15 protein-coding genes are annotated in these 19968 nt (G+C 45.6%); 2 read left to right on the forward strand and 13 right to left on the reverse strand.

All coding sequences use genetic code 11. The annotated features are described in order from the left end of the window. Positions 1–1168, reverse strand: a 1168-nt coding sequence (locus ACESON_RS08830) for a hypothetical protein (protein ID WP_373109322.1), incomplete at its 3' end; no start/stop codon positions are given. Between the two features lie 721 nt (positions 1169–1889). Here ACESON_RS08830 and ACESON_RS08835 point away from each other — a divergent pair. Then, complete coding sequence (locus ACESON_RS08835; protein WP_373109324.1) at positions 1890–4934, forward strand: N-acetylmuramoyl-L-alanine amidase family protein; 3045 nt, start codon at positions 1890–1892, stop codon at positions 4932–4934. 104 nt (positions 4935–5038) lie between these two features. Here the strand turns inward: ACESON_RS08835 and ACESON_RS08840 are convergent, their stop codons facing one another. From ACESON_RS08840 to ACESON_RS08855, 4 genes are all read right to left on the reverse strand, one after another. After that, positions 5039–6013 (reverse strand): tyrosine-type recombinase/integrase, encoded by a 975-nt coding sequence (locus tag ACESON_RS08840; RefSeq protein WP_373109326.1) that lies wholly within the window; start codon positions 6011–6013, stop codon positions 5039–5041. A 185-nt stretch (positions 6014–6198) separates the two neighbouring features. Further along, positions 6199–6996: an ATP-binding cassette domain-containing protein gene (locus ACESON_RS08845; protein ID WP_177958823.1), complete on the reverse strand. Its 798-nt coding sequence runs from the start codon at positions 6994–6996 to the stop codon at positions 6199–6201. 6 nt (positions 6997–7002) lie between these two features. Then, the gene (locus tag ACESON_RS08850) at positions 7003–7908 is read right to left on the reverse strand and encodes an ABC transporter permease (protein ID WP_373109328.1); all 906 of its coding nucleotides are present in this window, start codon (positions 7906–7908) and stop codon (positions 7003–7005) included. Positions 7909–8052: 144 nt separating this feature from the next. Then, positions 8053–9111 carry an ABC transporter substrate-binding protein gene (locus ACESON_RS08855; RefSeq protein WP_177958821.1) on the reverse strand — a complete coding sequence of 353 codons (1059 nt, stop codon included), beginning with the start codon at positions 9109–9111 and terminating at the stop codon, positions 8053–8055. Positions 9112–9508: 397 nt separating this feature from the next. Here ACESON_RS08855 and citG point away from each other — a divergent pair, with 397 nt between their 5' ends. After that, complete coding sequence (citG, locus tag ACESON_RS08860; protein ID WP_177958820.1) at positions 9509–10906, forward strand: triphosphoribosyl-dephospho-CoA synthase CitG; 1398 nt, start codon at positions 9509–9511, stop codon at positions 10904–10906. A gap of 20 nt (positions 10907–10926) precedes the next feature. Here citG and ACESON_RS08865 read toward each other — a convergent pair whose 3' ends face one another. The 8 genes from ACESON_RS08865 to ACESON_RS08900 all read right to left on the reverse strand — a co-directional run bounded on the left by ACESON_RS08865 (position 10927) and on the right by ACESON_RS08900 (position 19867). Continuing rightward, the gene (locus tag ACESON_RS08865) at positions 10927–11820 is read right to left on the reverse strand and encodes a hypothetical protein (protein WP_177958819.1); all 894 of its coding nucleotides are present in this window, start codon (positions 11818–11820) and stop codon (positions 10927–10929) included. A gap of 76 nt (positions 11821–11896) precedes the next feature. After that, positions 11897–12898 carry a membrane dipeptidase gene (locus ACESON_RS08870; RefSeq protein WP_177958818.1) on the reverse strand — a complete coding sequence of 334 codons (1002 nt, stop codon included), beginning with the start codon at positions 12896–12898 and terminating at the stop codon, positions 11897–11899. Between the two features lie 141 nt (positions 12899–13039). Continuing rightward, positions 13040–14215 (reverse strand): ABC transporter permease, encoded by a 1176-nt coding sequence (locus tag ACESON_RS08875; RefSeq protein ID WP_373109331.1) that lies wholly within the window; start codon positions 14213–14215, stop codon positions 13040–13042. Beyond that, positions 14169–14906, reverse strand: coding sequence for an ATP-binding cassette domain-containing protein (locus ACESON_RS08880; protein WP_177958816.1), 738 nt, complete (start codon positions 14904–14906; stop codon positions 14169–14171). The genes ACESON_RS08875 and ACESON_RS08880 overlap by 47 nt, the downstream gene beginning before the upstream one ends. Before the next feature lie 84 nt (positions 14907–14990). Continuing rightward, the gene (locus tag ACESON_RS08885) at positions 14991–16772 is read right to left on the reverse strand and encodes an HlyD family efflux transporter periplasmic adaptor subunit (protein WP_373109333.1); all 1782 of its coding nucleotides are present in this window, start codon (positions 16770–16772) and stop codon (positions 14991–14993) included. Positions 16773–16800: 28 nt separating this feature from the next. Continuing rightward, entirely contained in the window at positions 16801–17916 is a 1116-nt protein-coding gene (locus ACESON_RS08890; protein WP_373109335.1) for an S-layer homology domain-containing protein, read from the reverse strand. Positions 17917–18227: 311 nt separating this feature from the next. Further along, on the reverse strand, positions 18228–19358 hold the full coding sequence (locus ACESON_RS08895; protein ID WP_373109337.1) for a M20/M25/M40 family metallo-hydrolase: 1131 nt from the start codon (positions 19356–19358) through the stop codon (positions 18228–18230). A 38-nt stretch (positions 19359–19396) separates the two neighbouring features. Then, positions 19397–19867, reverse strand: coding sequence for a methylglyoxal synthase (locus ACESON_RS08900; protein WP_177958276.1), 471 nt, complete (start codon positions 19865–19867; stop codon positions 19397–19399). Between the last annotated feature and the right edge of the window lie 101 nt (positions 19868–19968).

The following is a 19968-nucleotide window of genomic DNA, read 5'->3' on the forward strand; positions in this document are numbered from 1 at the left end:
GGAATGTTGTATCTTTTGCACCAATCTCAATTTTCTGTGGTGCCCCTACTGCTGTCTTATCATCTGCATCAATAAGGCTTACATATACTTCTCTGGTTTCTTCTGTTGAGGCTTTCTTTCTCACCTCTACATTTACAGAAGTCCCTTCGCCAACATAAACATCCCCATCACCATATGCAAACTCATACTCTTCTGGTAATGTAAGTTTGCTTGTAGGGAATGTTGTATCTTTTGCACCAATCTCAATTTTCTGTGGTGCCCCTACTGCTGTCTTATCATCTGCATCAATAAGGCTTACATATACTTCTCTGGTTTCTTCTGTTGAGGCTTTCTTTCTCACCTCTACATTTACAGAAGTCCCTTCGCCAACATAAACATCCCCATCACCATATGCAAACTCATACTCTTCTGGTAATGTAAGTTTGCTTGTAGGGAATGTTGTATCTTTTGCACCAATCTCAATTTTCTGTGGTGCCCCTACTGCTGTCTTATCATCTGCATCAATAAGGCTTACATATACTTCTCTGGTTTCTTCTGTTGAGGCTTTCTTTCTCACCTCTACATTTACAGAAGTCCCTTCGCCAACATAAACATCTCCATCACCATATGCAAACTCATACTCTTCTGGTAATTCAAGTTTGCTTGTAGGGAATGTTGTATCTTTTATACCAATGTCAATTTTCTGTGGTGCTCCTACTGCTGTCTTATCATCTGCATCAATAAGGCTTACATATACTTCTCTGGTTTCTGCTGCAACATCAGCCAGCAATCTCTCGGAAGTCTCAGCAACCGCAGGTGTCTCTACAGCCTCTAACTCAACTTCCTCAAAATCATTTTCCAGTTCTTCTTCATCAGCTTCTGCCTCAGTAGTTTCTTCAACCACCTCTTCGGTTTCTGCCTCAGTAGTTTCCTCAACTACCTCTTCGGTCTCTGCCTCAGTAGTTTCTTCAACTACTTCTTCAGTTTCTGCCTCAGTAGTTTCTTCAACTACCTCCTCAGCTTCTGTGACTTCCTCTTCCGGAGCCTCTGTTGTTTCTTCATCTGCTGTATGCTCTTTAATAATAGAAGAAACTTCTTCTGCAGCCATAGCAACAGATGCATTGCTGCATAAGAGGGAACCAACGGTAATTGCGGTAACCACTCTCACGCCCAACTTTTTCTTGTACATAAATACGCCTCCTCGCTTTTTTCTTGTTGGTGGAATAATTTATTGAATACTACCACCTTTAAAACAGCCTTATAATCTAATAACTTATTCCGCCGTACCTCTCTTTCTTTCATTACTCAGAACTGGATAAAATAATCCCTTAAAACCAGTCCCTGTTTTATCACATAATATTCCTTATGTTATTTTCAGAAAATTCGCTTTTTATGATAGAAATTATATTGTGGAAATTATTTTAGAAATATCGGAATTAAATTAAAAAATAATAGAAAATATAAAGAATAATTCTTATTTCATAATATTCCTTATGTATATTTTAAAATAAAAAAACTTTGATTTAAATATTATTTAAAGTTCGAATTATATCAATAATTAAGAATATAACAGAAAATATCAGATTTTAAAAAACAAATTACAGAAAATTAACTTTGATTCCGCTTGCAAAAGATTGGTGCAGGTGTTATAATTTAGTAAAAATAAGGAAAATTTGTTATATTTTTTCTTATTTATTCTTTAAGTATGAACGAGCATTTTATTTCTTACTACATAAGGAATATTATGTAATATAAAGAAAATTGCTGTTTTCGATCAATAAAACAACAATTTTTCAAACAAATCTTACAGTAAACAGGGGGTGGCGGAATAAGTTATTCATGATGTAATTTTGAGTGGTGGCAAAATTTAATAAGTTATTCCATCATAATAAAAGCGAGGAGGCGTATTTATGTACAAAAAAAAATTAGGGGTAAGGGTAGTGACTGCAATTACTGTCGGTTCACTCTTATGTAGCAATGCTTCTGTTGCCATGGCGGCAGAGGAAGTTTCTTCTATTATTAAAGAACACTCTGACGAAAGCAATCAGAACAGTAATAGCACTGAGGTTACGGTTCGCATCAACTACTACGATAAAGCTTCTGGTGAAAAAATTGGCGAAGGTTATGAACATGTTACCGTAACGGAAGGTGAAGACCCTGTCGTTCTTAACGCGGCTGATCTGGAAAACCTTACTGTTGATGGGGTTGAATATCAGGTTGCTGATACAGCCGAAGATTGTACCGTTGAATATCGCGAGAATGTAAGCGAAGTTCGCTGGGCCGTTGCTATGGACAAAATCGAAGAGCCTGAGATTAACTCCAAAGATGTTACCGTTCGCATCAACTACTACGATAAAGCTTCTGGTAAGAAAATTGGCGAAGACTTCGAGCATGTTACCGTAACGGAAGGTGAAGATCCTGTTGTCCTGAAGGCTGCCGATCTGGGCACCTTTACTGTTGATGGAGTTGAATATCAGGTTGCTGATGATGCCGTTGACTGTACCGTTGAATATCGTGAGAATGTAAGCGAAGTTTACTGGGCTGTTTCTATGAACAAGATTGAAAAGCCTGAGGTTAACTCCAAAGATGTTACCGTTCGCATCAACTACTACGATAAAGCATCTGGTAAAAAAATTGGCGAAGACTTTGAACATGTTACTGTAGCGGAAGGCGAAGATCCTGTTGTCCTGAAGGCTGCTGATCTGGGCACCTTTACTGTTGATGGGGTCGAGTATCAGGTTGCTGATGATGCCGTTGACTGTACCGTTGAATATCGTGAGAATGTAAGCGAAGTTTACTGGGCTGTTTCTATGAACAAGATTGAAAAGCCTGAGGTTAACTCCAAAGATGTTACCGTTCGCATCAACTACTACGATAAAGCTTCTGGTGAAAAAATTGGTGAAGCCTTTGAACATGTTACTGTAGCGGAAGGCGAAGATCCTGTTGTCCTGAAGGCTTCCGATCTGGGCACCTTTACTGTTGATGGGGTCGAGTATCAGGTTGCTGATGATGCCGTTGACTGTACCGTTGAATATCGTGAGAATGTAAGCGAAGTTTACTGGGCTGTTTCTATGAACAAGATTGAAAAGCCTGAGGTTAACTCCAAAGATGTTACCGTTCGCATCAACTACTACGATAAAGCTTCTGGTGAAAAAATTGGTGAAGCCTTTGAACATGTTACTGTAGCGGAAGGCGAAGATCCTGTTGTCCTGAAGGCTTCCGATCTGGGCACCTTTACTGTTGATGGGGTCGAGTATCAGGTTGCTGATGATGCCGTTGACTGTACCGTTGAATATCGTGAGAATGTAAGCGAAGTTTACTGGGCTGTTTCTATGGATAAGATTGAACAGCCTGAAGCTAACACCAAGGATGTCACTGTTCGCATCTGGTATTATAACAGAGCTACCGGCCTTTCCATTGGTGAAGGATTTAAACATGTTACTGTGACTGAAGGTGCAGACCCTGTTATTCTGAAAGCAATTGATCTGGAAAACCTTACTGTTGATGGTGTTGAATACAAAGCCTCTTCTACTACTGTTGACTGTACTGTTGAATATCATGAGAATGTAGATGAAGTTCGCTGGGCTGTTGCCATGGATGAAGTAGAAACTCACAGAAACTTAATGGTTAACTACATCATTGACATGGATACTCCCGTTTTATCTGAAACCATTCGGGTTGAAAAGGATCAGGAATTCCTGAAGCTTGATTCTCTGAACATTCCGGCTGGTTATGTTCTGGGCGACAATGGCGGCGACAGCATTTACATTGCAGATCTTGATTCTGTATTTGTTTATGTAAAAGAAAAATCAGTGGTTGATCCAGAAGTCAACTCCAAGGATGTCACCATTCATATTCAGTATTACTTACATGGCACTGGTGCCACTCTGAAGAAAGAAGATAAGGTAGTGACCGTAAAAGAAGGCGAGGAGCCGACTTTACTAAAAGCTGCTGATCTTGGTACTATCACAGTTGACGGCAAGGAATATCGCGTTCACGCCAGCGCTGAGAATCTTCCTGTAGAGTATAATGAAAATATCAATGAGTACCAGTGGGCAGTCGCTATGGAGGAAACTGCTACTGAGCCAGAAGAAACCTACGCTGACGCCACCCTCACTGTTGTTTATGTTGACGGCAAGGAAACCGTTGGAACTCAGGTTCTGAAAGTCAATGGTCTGGTAGGCAAAGAGCATACCTTCACCAGCAAGGATCTGGCTGTTCCGGAAAACTATGAGTTTGTCAAGGCATTTGCAGGTCATCCTGTAGCTTATGGAGCTGAAGACACTGTTACCGTTGAGGTAAGAAAGATTGAACTCCCGACCCCGGATGAAAAGGCTGATGCTACCCTGCATGTTTCCTATATCTTTAATTATAAAGAAATTGCTTCTGAGGATATTACGGTAAGAGGTAAGAAGGGCGAGTCCTATACCTTTACCGCTGATAACCTGAATATTCCGAGCAGCTATAAGCTGAAGAAGGCTATGGAGCCGACCGAAGTTCAGTTCGGTGAGACCTATGCTATCACTCTGGAGCTTGCCAGAAGAAGCTCTGGCGGCGGCAGCGGTTCCAGCGGCGGTGGAAGCGGCTCTGGCGGCGGCAGAAGCGTATCTACTGCTAAGAAGCTGACCAATGGCCAGTGGATCCTGGATTCTACCGGCTGGTGGTATCCATTCAGCGACAACACCTATGCTAAGGGTGGCTGGTATTATCTGGAGTGGCAGAACAAGATGGATTGGTACTATTTCGACAACAACGGCTATCTGGTATCCGGATGGTTCGAGGAAAACGGCAATAAGTACTATCTGCACGATGTTCATGACGGTACCTTTGGAAGAATGTACCTTGGATGGAACAAGATTGGCAATCAGTGGTATTACTTCAATGATACCACAACTGGTACCTTCGGTGCTCTGAATCCCAATGCACAGGTTCCGGCTGAGCTGCTGAATCAGTAATTAAAATTGAACGCTGCTTCTGCAGCATTCTGTAAGGCGGAGACCGTCTGGTAACTTTTACCAGGCGGTCTCCCTTTTTAATATACCAAAGCACTTACTTTCTCCTATTCCAGAAGCCTCTCCTCTTCTGCGCTTTGCTTCTTCCTTCTTTTTAACAGTTTTCGTTTCAGCTGCTTCCATTTTTCCCTTCTTCTTTTTCTGTTTCCCTGTAAAAAGAAAAGGTCTGAATCCGTTTCCACCAATCCCAGCTGTTCCATGATTCGTTCGTGCTCCTGTCCGCTTTCCATGATATAAATTCTAGTGGTTTCGATGTGGGAATGCCCCAGAACGTCTGCCAGCTTTGCCAGATCCTTTCCTGCGCTGTAAAAGGTTTTCGCAAATAAATGACGCAGGTTATGAGGAAATACCTTTCTGCATTCTACTCCTGCAGTCTGTGAAAGCTTTTTCATTGCTCTCCAGATATTGCTGCGGTTCAAAACAGTCCCTGTTCTCGTCAGAAAAACAGCTCCTTCGGTAATGTTTTTCCTCTTCATATATTCTTTTAAAATACGCTGAAGCTTTGAAGGAATAAAGATAACTCGTTTCTTATTTTTACAATTTACAACAGCGCGTCCGGCCCGAACCGCTTCTGCAGTAATAAAAGGAAGCTCCGAAACGCGAATTCCTGTAGCGCAAATCGTTTCCATTACCAGCTTCAGGCGCTCATCTCCCTGCTTCTTTGCCTCCTCTAGAAGCTGAATATACTCTTTTCTTGACAGATCTCTTTCCGGATCTCGGTACAGCTGCTTCTGTTGACGAAAAGGCTTTACCCTCAGCTCCGGCCATCCCTGAAAACTCAGGAATCCATTCAGTGCCGCCAGCATAGAATTCGCAGAGCTGACTGCATATTCCCGGGCAAGGTGATTTTTCCATTCAAGGATCCTTGTTCTGACAATAACCTCCCCCTGATTCCACCGGCAGAAAGAGCGAACATCCCGCAGATACTTTTCTATGGTTGCCAGACTTTTTTCATTTTCCATCATATTATGCTTATATGCCTCTAAATTCTGCTCTGTGATTTCGTACTGAATATATTCCATGATTTTCTCCTCTTCATTTTCTACGCTTATCGTTTTCACGGCAGCAGCTCATCCATACCCTCAACGCCTTTTGTTCCCTGTACGAGGAAAACGGATACGTTTTCCCTAAGGAAGAAACAAAGCAAAAATCCGGGTGTTCCTGTTACAAATCATAACATGGAATCACCCGGATTCTCGGAATCTGACTATTTTGTCAGCATCATTCGGTCATTAGCAAATTCTTCACCACTGGCCTCTTCAAACTTGTGGAGCAGATCCTCCACAGTCAGATTTTTCTTTTTTTCACCTGCTACATCGTAAATTACATTTCCCTCGTGCATCATAATCAGACGGTTGCCCAGCTGGATTGCGTCCTTCATATTGTGCGTAATCATCAGCGTTGTCAAATGCTGCTCTTCCACAATCTCTGCCGTCAGATCCAGCACCTTCTTCGCGGTCTTGGGATCCAGAGCCGCTGTATGCTCATCTAAAAGCAGAAGCTTCGGACGCTGAAGAGTTGCCATCAGAAGGGTCAGAGCCTGACGCTGTCCGCCGGAAAGAAGTCCAACCTTTGATGTCAGACGATCCTCCAGCCCCAGGCCCAGACGCTTTAACCAATCCCGGTACAGCTCTCTCTCGCTGTTTCTAATTCCAATCCGCAAAGTTCTTCTGGCACCCCGGCGAAGAGCAAGGGCCAGGTTTTCCTCGATCCCCATAGTTGCTGCTGTTCCATTCATAGGATCCTGGAATACACGTCCCAAAAACGCAGCACGGCGATATTCGGGAAGCTTTGTTACGTCCTTTCCATCAATAATAATATGTCCCTCATCGACCGGCCATACTCCGGAAATTGCATTCAGAAGAGTCGATTTTCCAGCTCCGTTTCCGCCGATTACTGTCACAAAATCTCCGTCATTTAAGGTCAGGCTCAGTCCTCTTAAAGCCTTTTTTTCATTGACCGTTCCTGCATTAAAGGTCTTGGAAATACTTTTAATCTCTAACATGGCTCCTTATCCTCTCTTTCCCACTTTTGAAAAATACCGGGTCTTCCAGGTCGGAACGGCCAGGAATACTGCAACAACTGCTGCCGACAGCAGCTTCAGCAGATCCGTATCAATTCCCATCCAGATAACCACCTGCAGTACCAGATAATAAATAATGGAGCCCAGGGCCACGCCCAGAAGGCGGAAGCCGAAATTGTGGAATATTTTACCAAATACTGCCTCACCGATAATCACAGCTGCCAGACCGATAACAATGGCTCCGCGGCCCATCTGAATATCTGCAAAGCCCTGATACTGACACAGAAGAGCTCCGGATAAGGCGACCAAACCATTGGACAGCATCAGGCCGAGAACACGGCAGAAATCCGTATTAATACCCTGAGCCCGGGCCATTTTATCATTGCATCCGGTTGCCCGCATGGAGCATCCCAGCTCTGTGCCGAAAAACCAGTACAGAACCAGAATTAAAAGAATAATTCCGACTGCCACAACAAAAATCGTATTTTTGTAAAAGGCTACTTTACGGATAAAACGAAGGGATACCAGCAAATCAAATTTGTCTACATTAATCGCCTGATTTGCCTTGCCCATAATTTTCAAATTCACAGAATACAAACTCAGCTGTGTAAGGATACCGGAAAGAATTGCCGGAATTCCCATAAACGTATGTAAAATACCAGTAACCAGACCTGCCAGCATACCGGCAATCACAGCCCCTGCCAGAGATACCCATACATTATGTCCTGTCAGCATCAGCATAATGCAGACTGCACCTCCGGTTCCCAGAGATCCGTCTACTGTCAGATCTGCAATATCCAGTATCCGATAGGTCAGATAAACTCCGATTGCCATAATTCCCCAGATGAGGCCCTGTGCAACTGCTCCTGGCAGGGCATTGATTAAACTTGCCATAACTCTCTTCTCCTTAAAAACCAGTATAAGCCCATTGCAGGATTATTTTCTGCATGGGCAATGTTCACCGCCTTACCGCCAGTCAGGCATGGAAAGGTTCCTTTGTCAGGATCCTTTTCATGCCTGGCTTTGCGCTAGATTCTATTATTCTGCGATTGCCTCATAGCCCTCCGGCACGGTAATACCAAGAGCCTCGCAGGCAGCCGGATTATATTTCTTGGTAAACTGAGGTGCATATTCAATCGGCATCTCAGATACATTGGATTCTCCGGTCAAGATTTTCACTGCCATCTTACCAGTTGCAACTCCCAGATCATAGTAGCTGATAGACAGGGTCGCAACGCCGCAGCCCTTGCAGATACCTTCCTCGCCTGCGACAATGGGAACTCCTGCCGGCTGACAGATATTATTGATAATTTCTGTATTGGAAGCTGCCGTGTTGTCCGTAGGAACGTAAATAACATCGCAGGCTCCAGCTGCATTGGTTACAATAGTAGAAAGGTCGTTAGAATCAGAAAATGCATAGTACTCGCAGGTATATCCAAGCTCCTCCAGAGCTGCCTTTACGGTATCTACCTGATACTGAGAGTTGGCCTCTGCAGAGCAGTAAAGAAGTCCTACATTCTTCGCATCCGGGAAAAGCTCGTGCAGCATGGCTGCCTGCTCGTCCAGGGGAGCCAGATCAGAGGTACCGGAAATATTGCTGCCCACAGTACCGGTAAAATCATCAATTCCCAGTGCAACTCCATATTCTGTAACAGAGGTTCCCAAAACCGGAATATCGCTGGTTCCTGCCTGAGCGGCCTGCAGCGCTGCAGTTGCATTGGCCAGAATCAGATCCACATCGTTGGAAACAAAGCTGTTGATAATGGTGGAACAGGTATTGGAATCGCCCTGTGCATTCTGCTCGTCAAAGGTCACGGCATCTGCCCCCAGCGCCTCAGTAATCGCATCCTTAAAGCCTTCTGTCGCTGCATCCAGAGCGTCATGCTGTACCAGCTGACAGATTCCCACAGTATAGGCTTCTCCATCTGCTTTCTCCTCCTGGGCTGCCTGAGTATCAGTGCTGTCCTTTGCCTCTGATGCTGCTTCTGTGGTATCCTTCGCTGCTGTGGTTCCTACATCACTGCCGCCGCAGGCTGCCAGGGAAAGAACCATGATACCGCTCATTGCTGCAGACATGATTTTCATTGATTTTTTCATAATCGTCTCCCTCTCTTTTACATATATTCTGCATTCATTCTTTTCTGCATTCTGCTCAGATTTCTGAACTGTTCCTATCATACTACGAAAATTCATCGCTGTCAATTTATATCGCTTTAATTTTTAAAAATTCAACGCGGTAAAGCAATGATAAGAAAGGCTTTATAGGGGATATAACCGATTATATATTTGATTTTTTGTTACTTTCCTACTATAATAAAGGGGTAAAACACCTATGTGTACTCTATTTTCAATAAAGCTTCCCTTTTTTGGGGAATCCTTAAATCCGATTTACTGCCAATGGATCGTATGCATCAACCTTTTCTCGAAAAGGCGGCGAAGCTTTATTGGAATCTGAGGTTCTTTTTGCTCAAATAAATCCGGGAGGAATCATCCGATGAATGATAAATTAAAAGAAGTAAGTCTGACAGAGATGCTGGACGCCAGAGAAGCGCGGGCCTTTGCCCAAAAGCAGCTTTTAAACCGTTATCAAAAGCCTCTGATCTGTCTGACTCTCAATATTCCAGGGCCCGTGAAGGTTCTTCCCGGCGTTCCACAGGCATTTGAAGAGGCCTGCAGACGGATTGAAACCATATTAAAGGTTTATCAGACACCTGTTTTATACAATGTGAGTATTCGGGAAAAAACCGGATACGAGGCAATTTATTGTGTCGATGACAGTCCAGAAGCCATCAAAAGCCGCATGACCAGTCTGGAAGACGCAGACAGACTGGGACGTCTTTTTGATATTGATGTACTGCGCACAGACGGAACCAAGGTTTCCAGAGAGGAACTGGGACATGCCGCCCGCACCTGCCTGCTCTGCGGAGAACCAGCTCATGTATGCAGCCGCAGCAGAAGACATACTGTAGACGAGCTTACAGAAGAGATTACCGGCATTTTAAGTGATTTTACCAGTCATACCTCTGCTGCTCCGGTATTTTCCTACGAAAATCTCTGCCGTCAGGCCTTAATGGCCGAAGTATCTGCCACACCAAAGCCGGGGCTGGTAGATCGTCATGACAACGGCGCCCATAACGACATGAATTTTCAGACCTTTGCCGTCAGCACAGAGGCCATTGTCCCCTATCTGAATGCGATGTACCAGGCTGGAGAAGGCTGGACAGAGCCCAAAGGAAAAGGGCTGTTTCTCTCTATCCGCCCCATAGGCGTAGAGGCAGAAAAATCCATGTTCCAGGCTACCAATGAAGTAAACACCCATAAGGGTATGATTTTTTCTATGGGAATTATCTCTGCTGCCGCCGGACTTTATCAGAAATTCCGCAATCCAAAAACTCCGTTTCTTGCAGAGGATATTCTGAAGCTGGCAGGGCAGATATGCAGAGATGAAATTGAGAAAGATTTTGATCAAATCCGGAAACGGAGTCCCCGGACTCATGGAGAAATGCTTTTTAAGCGTTACAATATGAAGGGCATCCGCGGAGAAGCCCAAAAAGGTTTTCCCTCTATCGCCTCCATCAGTCTTCCCGCTTACCGGAAATACAAATCCGAAGGCATTGATGACAATGTTGCTGCTATTAATACTCTGCTGGCTCTGATGAACAAGGTGAACGACACCAATGTTCTTATCCGGACAAATCACAATCTGCTCTCCTATGAAAAAATGGAGGCAGGCCGAATCCTTGCCCTGGGCGGTGCAGGAACTGCCGAAGGTCTTGTGGAGCTTCGGAAGCTGAACCGGGAATTTATCCGCCTGAACATCAGTCCCGGTGGCTGTGCCGATTTGCTGGCTGTTACCATTCTTTTATGGAATCTGGAAAAGGCTTTTTCTTAGAAGCCTTTTCCAGATTTCTGTCAGTTTTTTCCCGTTCTCAGTCCGTCAGAAGCCAGTGTATATCCATCTATTACCGTATCATGGGCCATAGTTCCGTCCTCCTGAAGATAATAATACTCTCCCGGCTTATCCATCACCCATCCTGTAACCATTTTTCCCGTGTCATCTGCATAATACCAGTTATTTTCAAAGACAAACCACCCCGAAGCCATCCGCCCGTCCTCTCCCAGATAATAGCGGGCGCCGTCTACATTCTGCCAGCCGCAAAGGCGGTATCCGTTTTCATCCAGCAGATACCAGTCTCCCTCTATCAGCTGCCAGCCTTCCGTCAGATAGGCTCCGTCCTCTGTCTGGTAACGGCTACCCTCCAGATAATTGCGCCACCTCCCCCCGGTAGTTCCCATCACCTGTTTTTCACGGAAATCCACATCCGGAGATCCTACCCAGCCGCCAGCCTGTACATAGGCCTGTTCCTTTACCTGCGGCACAGCCCGAACTGCTGCAAAATAGGTATGAAGATCATCCAGGTACTGGGAAAAATCATAGCTGGTGCCGGAAGTGCGGATCACCGCCGCTGTCTCCAGCCCTTCATCCTCAAAATCCACTGCCTTCCAGTTTTCTTCATCCCGATCGGCATTGTCAGCAATAAAAAGCTTTACCTGATACTCCCGGGCATTTTTCACAGAAGACCATTTTACAACTGTGTCTGTCTCCCACCACACATGCTCCGGCTCTCCCAGAACAATGGTTTCTACTGCATAATCCGAGGCAAGGGAAGAAAACGAAACGGCTGACACAGCCAGAAAAACAGAAGCGGCTGTGAGCGCTGCCCATTTCATATGACGGATTTTTCCTGTTCTCCTCCTGTTTTCTCGTTTATCTGCAAATATCTGATTTCCTAATCCAAGGTTCATAGCCTCTGTCCTTTCTTTCCAGAAGAAGCAGCTCTGCCGCTCCGGGCGGGGAAGGAAACGCCCGGAGTTTTCCTGCTTAGAGGATTTCCTTATAGACTCTCAGCACGTTTTTAGAAAATACAGCTTCAATTTCACTGCCTGTAAAGCGCTGCTTTTCCATTTCCTCTGCCAGCATCTGCATTCCAGAGCAATCCTTCATCTCCACAATGCTTCCAATGCCGTCAAAATCCGTTCCCAGTCCGATGCAGCCGATTCCTCCTATCTTTTTCATATGCTTCATGTGCGCCACCATATCCCGGCAGTAACTGTGGGTAGGCTCCTGTCCTGTTTCATCCCGTTCCCGAAGGAAGGCAGCGCAGAAATTGATTCCTGCCACACCGCCCCGTTCTGCCAGAGCACGGATCATATCATCCGTCAGATTTCTCGGGTGAGAGGCCAGAGCCCGGGCATTGGAATGGCTTGCCACAAAGGGCCTTTTTGTATAACGGAATACGTCCCAGATTCCTGCATCATTCAAATGAGAAATATCGATAATCATACCCAGACGTTCCATTTCCTGAACGAATTCAATTCCCTTTTCCGTCAGACCATGCTCTGTATCCGGCAAAAAGCGGGGATAACTCTCTCCCTCATGCAGCTCCATCCGGTTGGGATATCCCAGCTGATTCTGAAAATTCCAGGTCAGAGTCATCATTCTTGCGCCCAGGCGGTAAAAATCACGCAGCAGCGCAGTTTCCCCCAGGCACATACCGCCTTCCTCCAGCGTCAGCATGGCGGACATTCTGCCTTCTGCTATATTTTTTTCCAGATCGCCCCAGGTTTTTACAATACCAATCTGATCCTTGTGCGCCTCCAGCTCCGTGTAGAACGTATCAACCAGCTTCATAGCGTATTCAAAAGGATTCGCATGGGATTCCAGATGAACAAACAGACCGAAATTCTGCAGCAGATAATCTCCTTTTTTCATTTTCTGCAAATCAATATGAAGAGAATTTTCCAGAATAGACATATTCCCTCCATTTTGATGATCCTTTAAAATTTCTCCAATGGTATCGCAATGCATATCAACTACTTTCATATCCTGCCTCCGCTTTTCCTGTCATATCATTATGCAGTACACTCAGCCGCTTCCCTTCGAAAAACTGCTGCTTCCTTCTGCATATATTTTCTGCATTATACAGCAGTTTTCAAACAGGTGTCAAGGCAAAACACCCTCTATTTAATCTCCGCGCAGGGCATCAATCGGATTCAGCCCTGCTGCCCGGTTGGCCGGCATATAGCCAAACAGCAATCCAATTCCTACCGATACTCCAAATGATACCAGTACCGCTGCCGGAGTTGGAGTAGCAGACAATTCAGCAAGCTTTCCAACTGCAGATGTTACAACGCTTCCCAGAATGATTCCAATAATTCCTCCCAGTGAACTTGTCACTGCTGCTTCTATAACAAACTGCTGCATAATCACGCTTTTTCTGGCTCCCAGAGCTTTTCTGATTCCAATTTCTCTCGTCCTCTCAGTTACGGAAACCAACATAATATTCATTACGCCAACTCCGGCTACTAACAGGGAGATCCCGGCAATTCCTCCCAGTCCTGCTGACACCATGGCAATCATGGAATTTAACTCATCCAGCATTTCGCTCATTGCAGTTACTGTATACAAATCCTCATCTTTAAATCGTTCATAGAGAAAGCTTTCTATCTGGCTTTTGGCTGCCGTTGCCTGGGATAAATCAGAAACAGTAAAAACGTAATTATTAATATTGGAGTTTCTTGCCATTTTTACAGCTCTGGTATAAGGCATCCATACAAAATCATCGGTTCCTCCCTCCTCCATCTCATCCTCCTGCTGGGCCGCCACACCTACAATGGTAAACGCATATCCATTGATTTTCAGTGTTTCTCCATAAGCATTCTCAGCACTGCCATAAAGCTCATCTGCTACATAAGTGCCGATTACACAGACCTTGTGGCGTCCTGTCATATCCCCATACTGAAGATTTCTTCCATACTGAAGCTCCCAGCCCTTGATAGACAGATAGGCTTCGCTGACGCCTGTAATAGAGGTTGATGTCATAGAATCATTTCCATGCTTAATTGCGCCGCTAATGCTTACCATCGGTGAAATTTCATCAAATACCTCTCCCTGCTCGCTATAAAACTCATACATTTCCTCGTCTGAAACAGAGCGGGAAGATAAATTTATCATATTCACTGTGATCTGGTTGGTTCCCATGCTGGAAAAGCTGTCTGTCATGTAAGACATATAGGCATTCACCAGACTGACCAGTATAATGACCGATGCCACACCGATAATGATACCCAGCATAGTCAGAAAGGAGCGCATTTTATTGCTCCAGATGCTTTTCATTGCCAGCTTGAATGATTGCAGCATAATCCTTTACATCTCCGTCAAAATTAATTTTTCCATCGTGAACCCTGACCACATGCTTTGCTTCCAACGCTATGGAATTGTCATGGGTAATCATCACAATGGTATTTCCTTCTTCGTTCAGCTCCTTTAAAAAATTCAGTACCTCGCGGCTGGTTCGTGAATCCAGTGCGCCCGTTGGCTCATCTGCCAGAATCAGGGAGGGATCGCCAGCCAGAGCGCGGGCAATCGACACCCGCTGCTGCTGGCCTCCGGAAAGCTGATTGGGAAGATTTTTCCATTTGTCCGCCAGTCCCACTCTCTCCAGGGCCTTCATAGCCCGCTCCCTTCGTTCTTCCCTGTCCTTTTTTGCATACAAAAGCGGAAGCTCTACGTTCTCCAGAAGATTCGATTTGGGAAGCAGGTTATACTGCTGAAAAATAAATCCAATCTGCCGGTTACGGATATCTGCCAGCTGATCGTCACTCATTTGATCCACATCCTCCCCCCCCAGCAGATACCTGCCGGAGGTAGGCACATCCAAAGCACCAATAATATTCATCAATGTAGATTTTCCGCTTCCTGATTTTCCAATAATCGCCACAAACTCGCCTTTATCCACATTCAGAGAAATTCCGTCGTTTGCCCTCACCTCTTCTGTACCCATATGATATATTTTATAAATATCCCGTAATTCGATTAATGGCTCTGTCATATCAATCTCCATTCCGCCGCCATTCCATTGGCGGCACGGTTTTTCTTTGTCTGTTCCAAACTGCAAGCTTCTTTCCGGATTTTATCAGCGCATTCCGCCTCCAGGGCCGCCTCCGGGATTACCTCCGGGACCGCCTCCAGGGCCACCGCCCATTCCGCCTCCAGGACCGCCCATCATAAATGCATCCGTACTTTTCGATGACTCACTCACATAGACCTCTTCTCCTTCGAAAAGTCCGCTTACAATCTCCACATAATCATCATTGGTCAGTCCGGTTTCTACCTCCACTGCTCGAAATCCTGCAGGAACACTGCCCTGAGCCTCCTTCACAGTATCGTCCTTCACATAAACACGATTGCCCCGCATCAAAGAATCAATAGGAATCATCAAGGCATCCTCTGTCTCATCGAGCAAAATAACACCATCCACATTCATTCCAGGAAGCAGATCACCGGTTTCATCCATAGTCACCGTCACCGGGTAATTGGTAACACCATTAGACTGTACGCTTTCCAGGCTTACATTGGTAACTGTTCCTGTAAAGGTCTGTCCCTCCAGGGCGTCTGCTGTAACCGAAACCTTCTGCCCCACCTGGACACTGTGCACATCCAGCTCGTCCACAGACATCTCAAAGGTCAGGGAAGACAGATCATAAATGACCGCCAGAGTCGTGTCGCTGCTGCCGGAATTCCGGCTGATGGTATCGCCCTCCTTTACGCTTTTTGTAATCACCTGTCCGGAAATCGGCGCAGTAATCGTGTAATTGTCATAGCTTTCCTTTGTGGAATCCACCTTGCTCTGAGCGCTTTCTAATGATACCTCCGCCTGGGTCATGGCATCCTGATAGGTATCTATCAAATCCTCTGCATCCTCTGCAGCGATTCGAAAAATAGGAGTTCCTTCTGTTACATAGTCTCCCTCATTCACCAGCAGCGCCTCAACCTCAACACTGGAAGGAAGGTCTGCTTTCATCACCAGATCGGTGGCTGCCTCAAAATTTCCTTCTGCAGTACAGACCACCCCGTTTATTTCCACTGTGGCGCTGTGGCTCGCCGTCAGACCTCCGGGATTTGCTGCCTCAACGGTTACATAACGGACAATTCTTCCTCCGTCCAGCACCTCATCCATATTGCTGACAGCCGTTACCACACCGCTAAGCTGCTCTTCTGTATCGGTAAGAGTCAGTACAGCCTGATTTCCAGCTCCAATCGCTGCTGCCTCTGATGCAAGGAAGGGGACGCGGATTTTCATAAGCTGATCATTATAAATCGATGCAAGCTCTGTATTCTGGCCTACCTGATCCCCTGCCTGGATATTCAATTCCCGAATAAAACCAGTCCGCGTGGATTTATAGGTATTTCCGCTGTAATCAGACAATGCCTCATTGTAATCCTCCTGGGCATTCTGATACTGCTTCTGTGCCCGTTCCAGAGAAGTATTGGCTGATTTCAGCTCTGATTCCATGGAGGATACATCAATCTGATACAGAACCTGTCCCTCTGTTACCTGATCTCCCTCTTCAAAATTAGCAGAAATCACTTCTCCTTCTACCAGTGAGGTAAGACTGTAAGTATCCTTTGGTGAAATCACGCCAGAGGAAGAAAGCTCCGAGGTAATGGTTCCTTTCGTCACAGTTGCAGTTCTCTGCCCTTCTGTCCCACTTGCAGCCGCCTGCTCACTGCGGCTTTTCAGCTGCCACAGACCAAAAACAGCTGCCAACGCTGCTGCCCCAATTATCAGGGGCAAGCGTCCTTTCTTTTTTGGGTTTTTCTTCTTCTCTCTTCTCTTTTCCAGCAGCTTCTGCAGTTTCGTCTGCTGGTCTTTATTCTGTTCTTCTGTTATCTCTTTTCCTTTTTTCCTATTCATCCACATCTGTTTTCCAACTCTCCCCCTGTTATTCTTCTACATAATCTACAACTGTATAGGAGACATCTCCATCGGCATTTTCTGTTTTTTCACAAACCAGGGTTACAGTATCTCCCACACGCAGAGAGCCATAGATAGAAAAGGCAAACTGCATATCAGAGCTGGCCAGCTTATATTCATCCGACTCTCCTTCCAGGGTAATGGAGGTTGGTGTCATCACATCACTGGAGCTGTAATAGATGTTTTCCACCGTTCCGCGAACGACGCAGCGGCCAGACTGTACATCCTCATCCGCCACATAGGCCCAGATGGTTTTCGCCTTCTGATTGTAATAAATCACCACATAATTGCTGGAAATGCAGCTTTTCAGTGATTCATAGCTAGAGGCCTCTCCATTGACATAAATACTGGCCTCCTGAACATTAAAGGGAACATAATCGCCCAGCTGCCGGCCCTTGGGAATCAGCTTTGGCCCTGTTAGATTGGTATCTGCCAGTCCCATCGGATTGATCTCACCATCTGCATTTACCGTACAGCCAAGACTGAGACCATACACCTGTCCTGTAGATTTACTTTCTGTTTTCAAAAGATTATAAAACAGATTGATGCAGTCGGTTTTATTGAGAATTTCCTCCGGCTGCCGATCCACCTCCTCATTTAACTCCAGGGTATAGTACTGTGCCATTCTGGAATTGGCTGCGTCCCCCGTAAAATCCGAGCTGGTATAGCCTAACAGAGCCAGAATTCCCCGTACCGCCTCCCTCAGGGTTATGGGCTGATCCGGTCTAAACGTGCCGCCCAAGTACCCTGTCATCCAGTTTTCCTCTGCCGCAATCCGAATACTGGATGCATAGGAATACTCCTTCGGTACATCTGCATACACAGACACCTTGCTGAAAGAAGGGAGGTAATCCCGATAACCGGATGCCTGAACCAGCATGTGGGCAAACTGCGCTCTGGTAACCGGCGCCTCAAGCTCCGTACTCACATTCTGAATAATTCCCGCAATTCCTATCACCTTCCTGCGATAGTCCTGGCTATTATCTGCTGCCTGCGCTGTCAGGCTTATCTGCGAAGCAACTGCCGTACCAGCTGTCACTGCCGAAATCCCCCATGCCCATGTCCTCCACAGCTTTTTCTTCATATATAAAAACTCCTCTCAATATTGACCTGTATCGTTCATAGATAGAAAATACCAGCGGTTTGTGTCCATTTTGTGTTCAAAATTTGAGAAAATCAGCAAAGATTTTAAAGCCTCCTCAGAAGAAAAAATACCCGGATGCCTCTTTTTTTCTAACAGATCAGAAAAAGCAGAACTGCCTCCCCGTTTTCGGGGAAACCTTCCTGCTTCCAAAAATCCATATTCTGTTGTATTCATTTAAGATAAAGTGTAACCGTTCAGCCATGCCCTCAACGCTTTTTTTGTCTGAATCTTCGCATGGACGAACTGTTACACTAAAAATAGTGAAGCACGATCTCCAGCGCTGCCTGATATCCGGGAATCAGGGAGTCTTCATAAACAAATTCCTCCCTTGTGTGAAAGCCCTTTCCCCGGCACGCTCCGAAGCATACCGCCGGAATCCCCAGAGACAGGGGAATGTTGCAGTCTGTTGAGCTGGAGCCAGTTCCCGGTTTTATTCCACAGGCGTGAAAAATCGCTTCCTCCACATAATCAAACATCTTCTGCCTGGCAGCGGCATCTACCTGGCCTTCGCAGGGGCGAATCCCTATCACCTCTGCTTCAATGGAAACTCCCTTGTTTTGATACTCCTCGATCAGGTTATAAAATCTGGTCTCCATTTCCTCCAGACTTTCCCTACAGTCTGATCGGAATTCACAGGTTATCTCTGCCTGCTGAGCAATGGTATTGACTGAGGTGCCTCCCTGAATGGTTCCCACATTGTAGGTTGTGCGTCCCTCGCGCGGCACCTGAATCTGGTACATGCTGCCGATAAACTCTGCCAGTCTGGCAATGGCATTTTCCTTTCCAAAATCAAGGTAGGAATGACCTCCCTCTGCAGTCACCTTTACCCGGTACCGGCAGGATCCCACAGAACGGGTCACATATCGATCCAGATACAGATCCAGAGTATAAAAGGCCTGAATCCGTTTTCCATAGGTATCGCAAATCTTTCGGGAGCCCTTCAGATTGCCAAGTCCCTCCTCGCAGGAATTACAGACAAAAACCACTCCTCCATGCTCCGGCAAAAGCCCCTGCTCTGTCACATAACCGGCAGCCATCAAAAGAGCTACCAGATTAGCCGTGTCATCTCCGATGCCAGGGCAGAAGAGCTTCCCATCCTTCACAGTCAGAGGCAATTCTTCTGTGTCAGGAAAAACCACATCCATGTGGGCCATAAAGACCGTCACAGGATTATCCTCTGTTACTCCAATCGGATAAACCACATTCAAAGCATCATCAATCACCACATTTTTAGCTCCGTGGGCTTCCAGCCAGTGCTTACAAAACTGTGCCCGTTTCTCTTCGTGGTGGGAAGGAGCAGGAATCCTCGCCAGAGTAAGTAAAAGCTGTCTGGCCTCCTGCGCATGTTCCTCGATATATGTCAATTCCTTCTCTGTCAGCATACGTTACCCCCCTGCTTTTTCATTTGTATTTATCCCAATTACAGGGTTTCTGCCCGTTCTTCCACCTGTCTTCGGAAATTAATTACATCATGCTGATAATCCGAATTCATTAATTCTGAGGTAATCAGAAAATCGGCTGTAGCCTTATTGACGGCCATGGGAATATCATAGACCTGAGCAATTCTCATCAAAGCCTTAACATCTGGGTCGTGCGGCTGAGCCGTCAGCGGATCCGAAAAGAACACAACAAAATCAATAACTCCTTCTACAATCTTGGCTCCAATCTGCTGATCTCCGCCCAGAGGGCCGCTGTTGTAGCCCTTTACTGTCAGGCCCGTCTGATCGGTGATCATTCTGGCCGTTGTTCCAGTTCCGTAAAGATTGTGGTGCTTCAGCTCTGCATAATGTTCTCTGCACCACGCAATCAGCTTCGGCTTCTCATTGTCATGTGCAATCAGTGCAATATCCTTCTTTGGTCCAATGGTAAATGTAATATATTCTTTCGCCATAATGATACTCCTTTCCGGTTCTTTCATACGGCTACACATTACCACAGTCTCCGCACTTGTGCAAATAAAATTTCTGTAAAATTCCAGAACAAATGCAAAAG

The sequence above is a fragment of the Lachnoclostridium sp. Marseille-P6806 genome, assembly GCF_964238185.1.
In the GTDB taxonomy this organism is placed as follows: Bacteria; Bacillota; Clostridia; order Lachnospirales; family Lachnospiraceae; genus Brotaphodocola.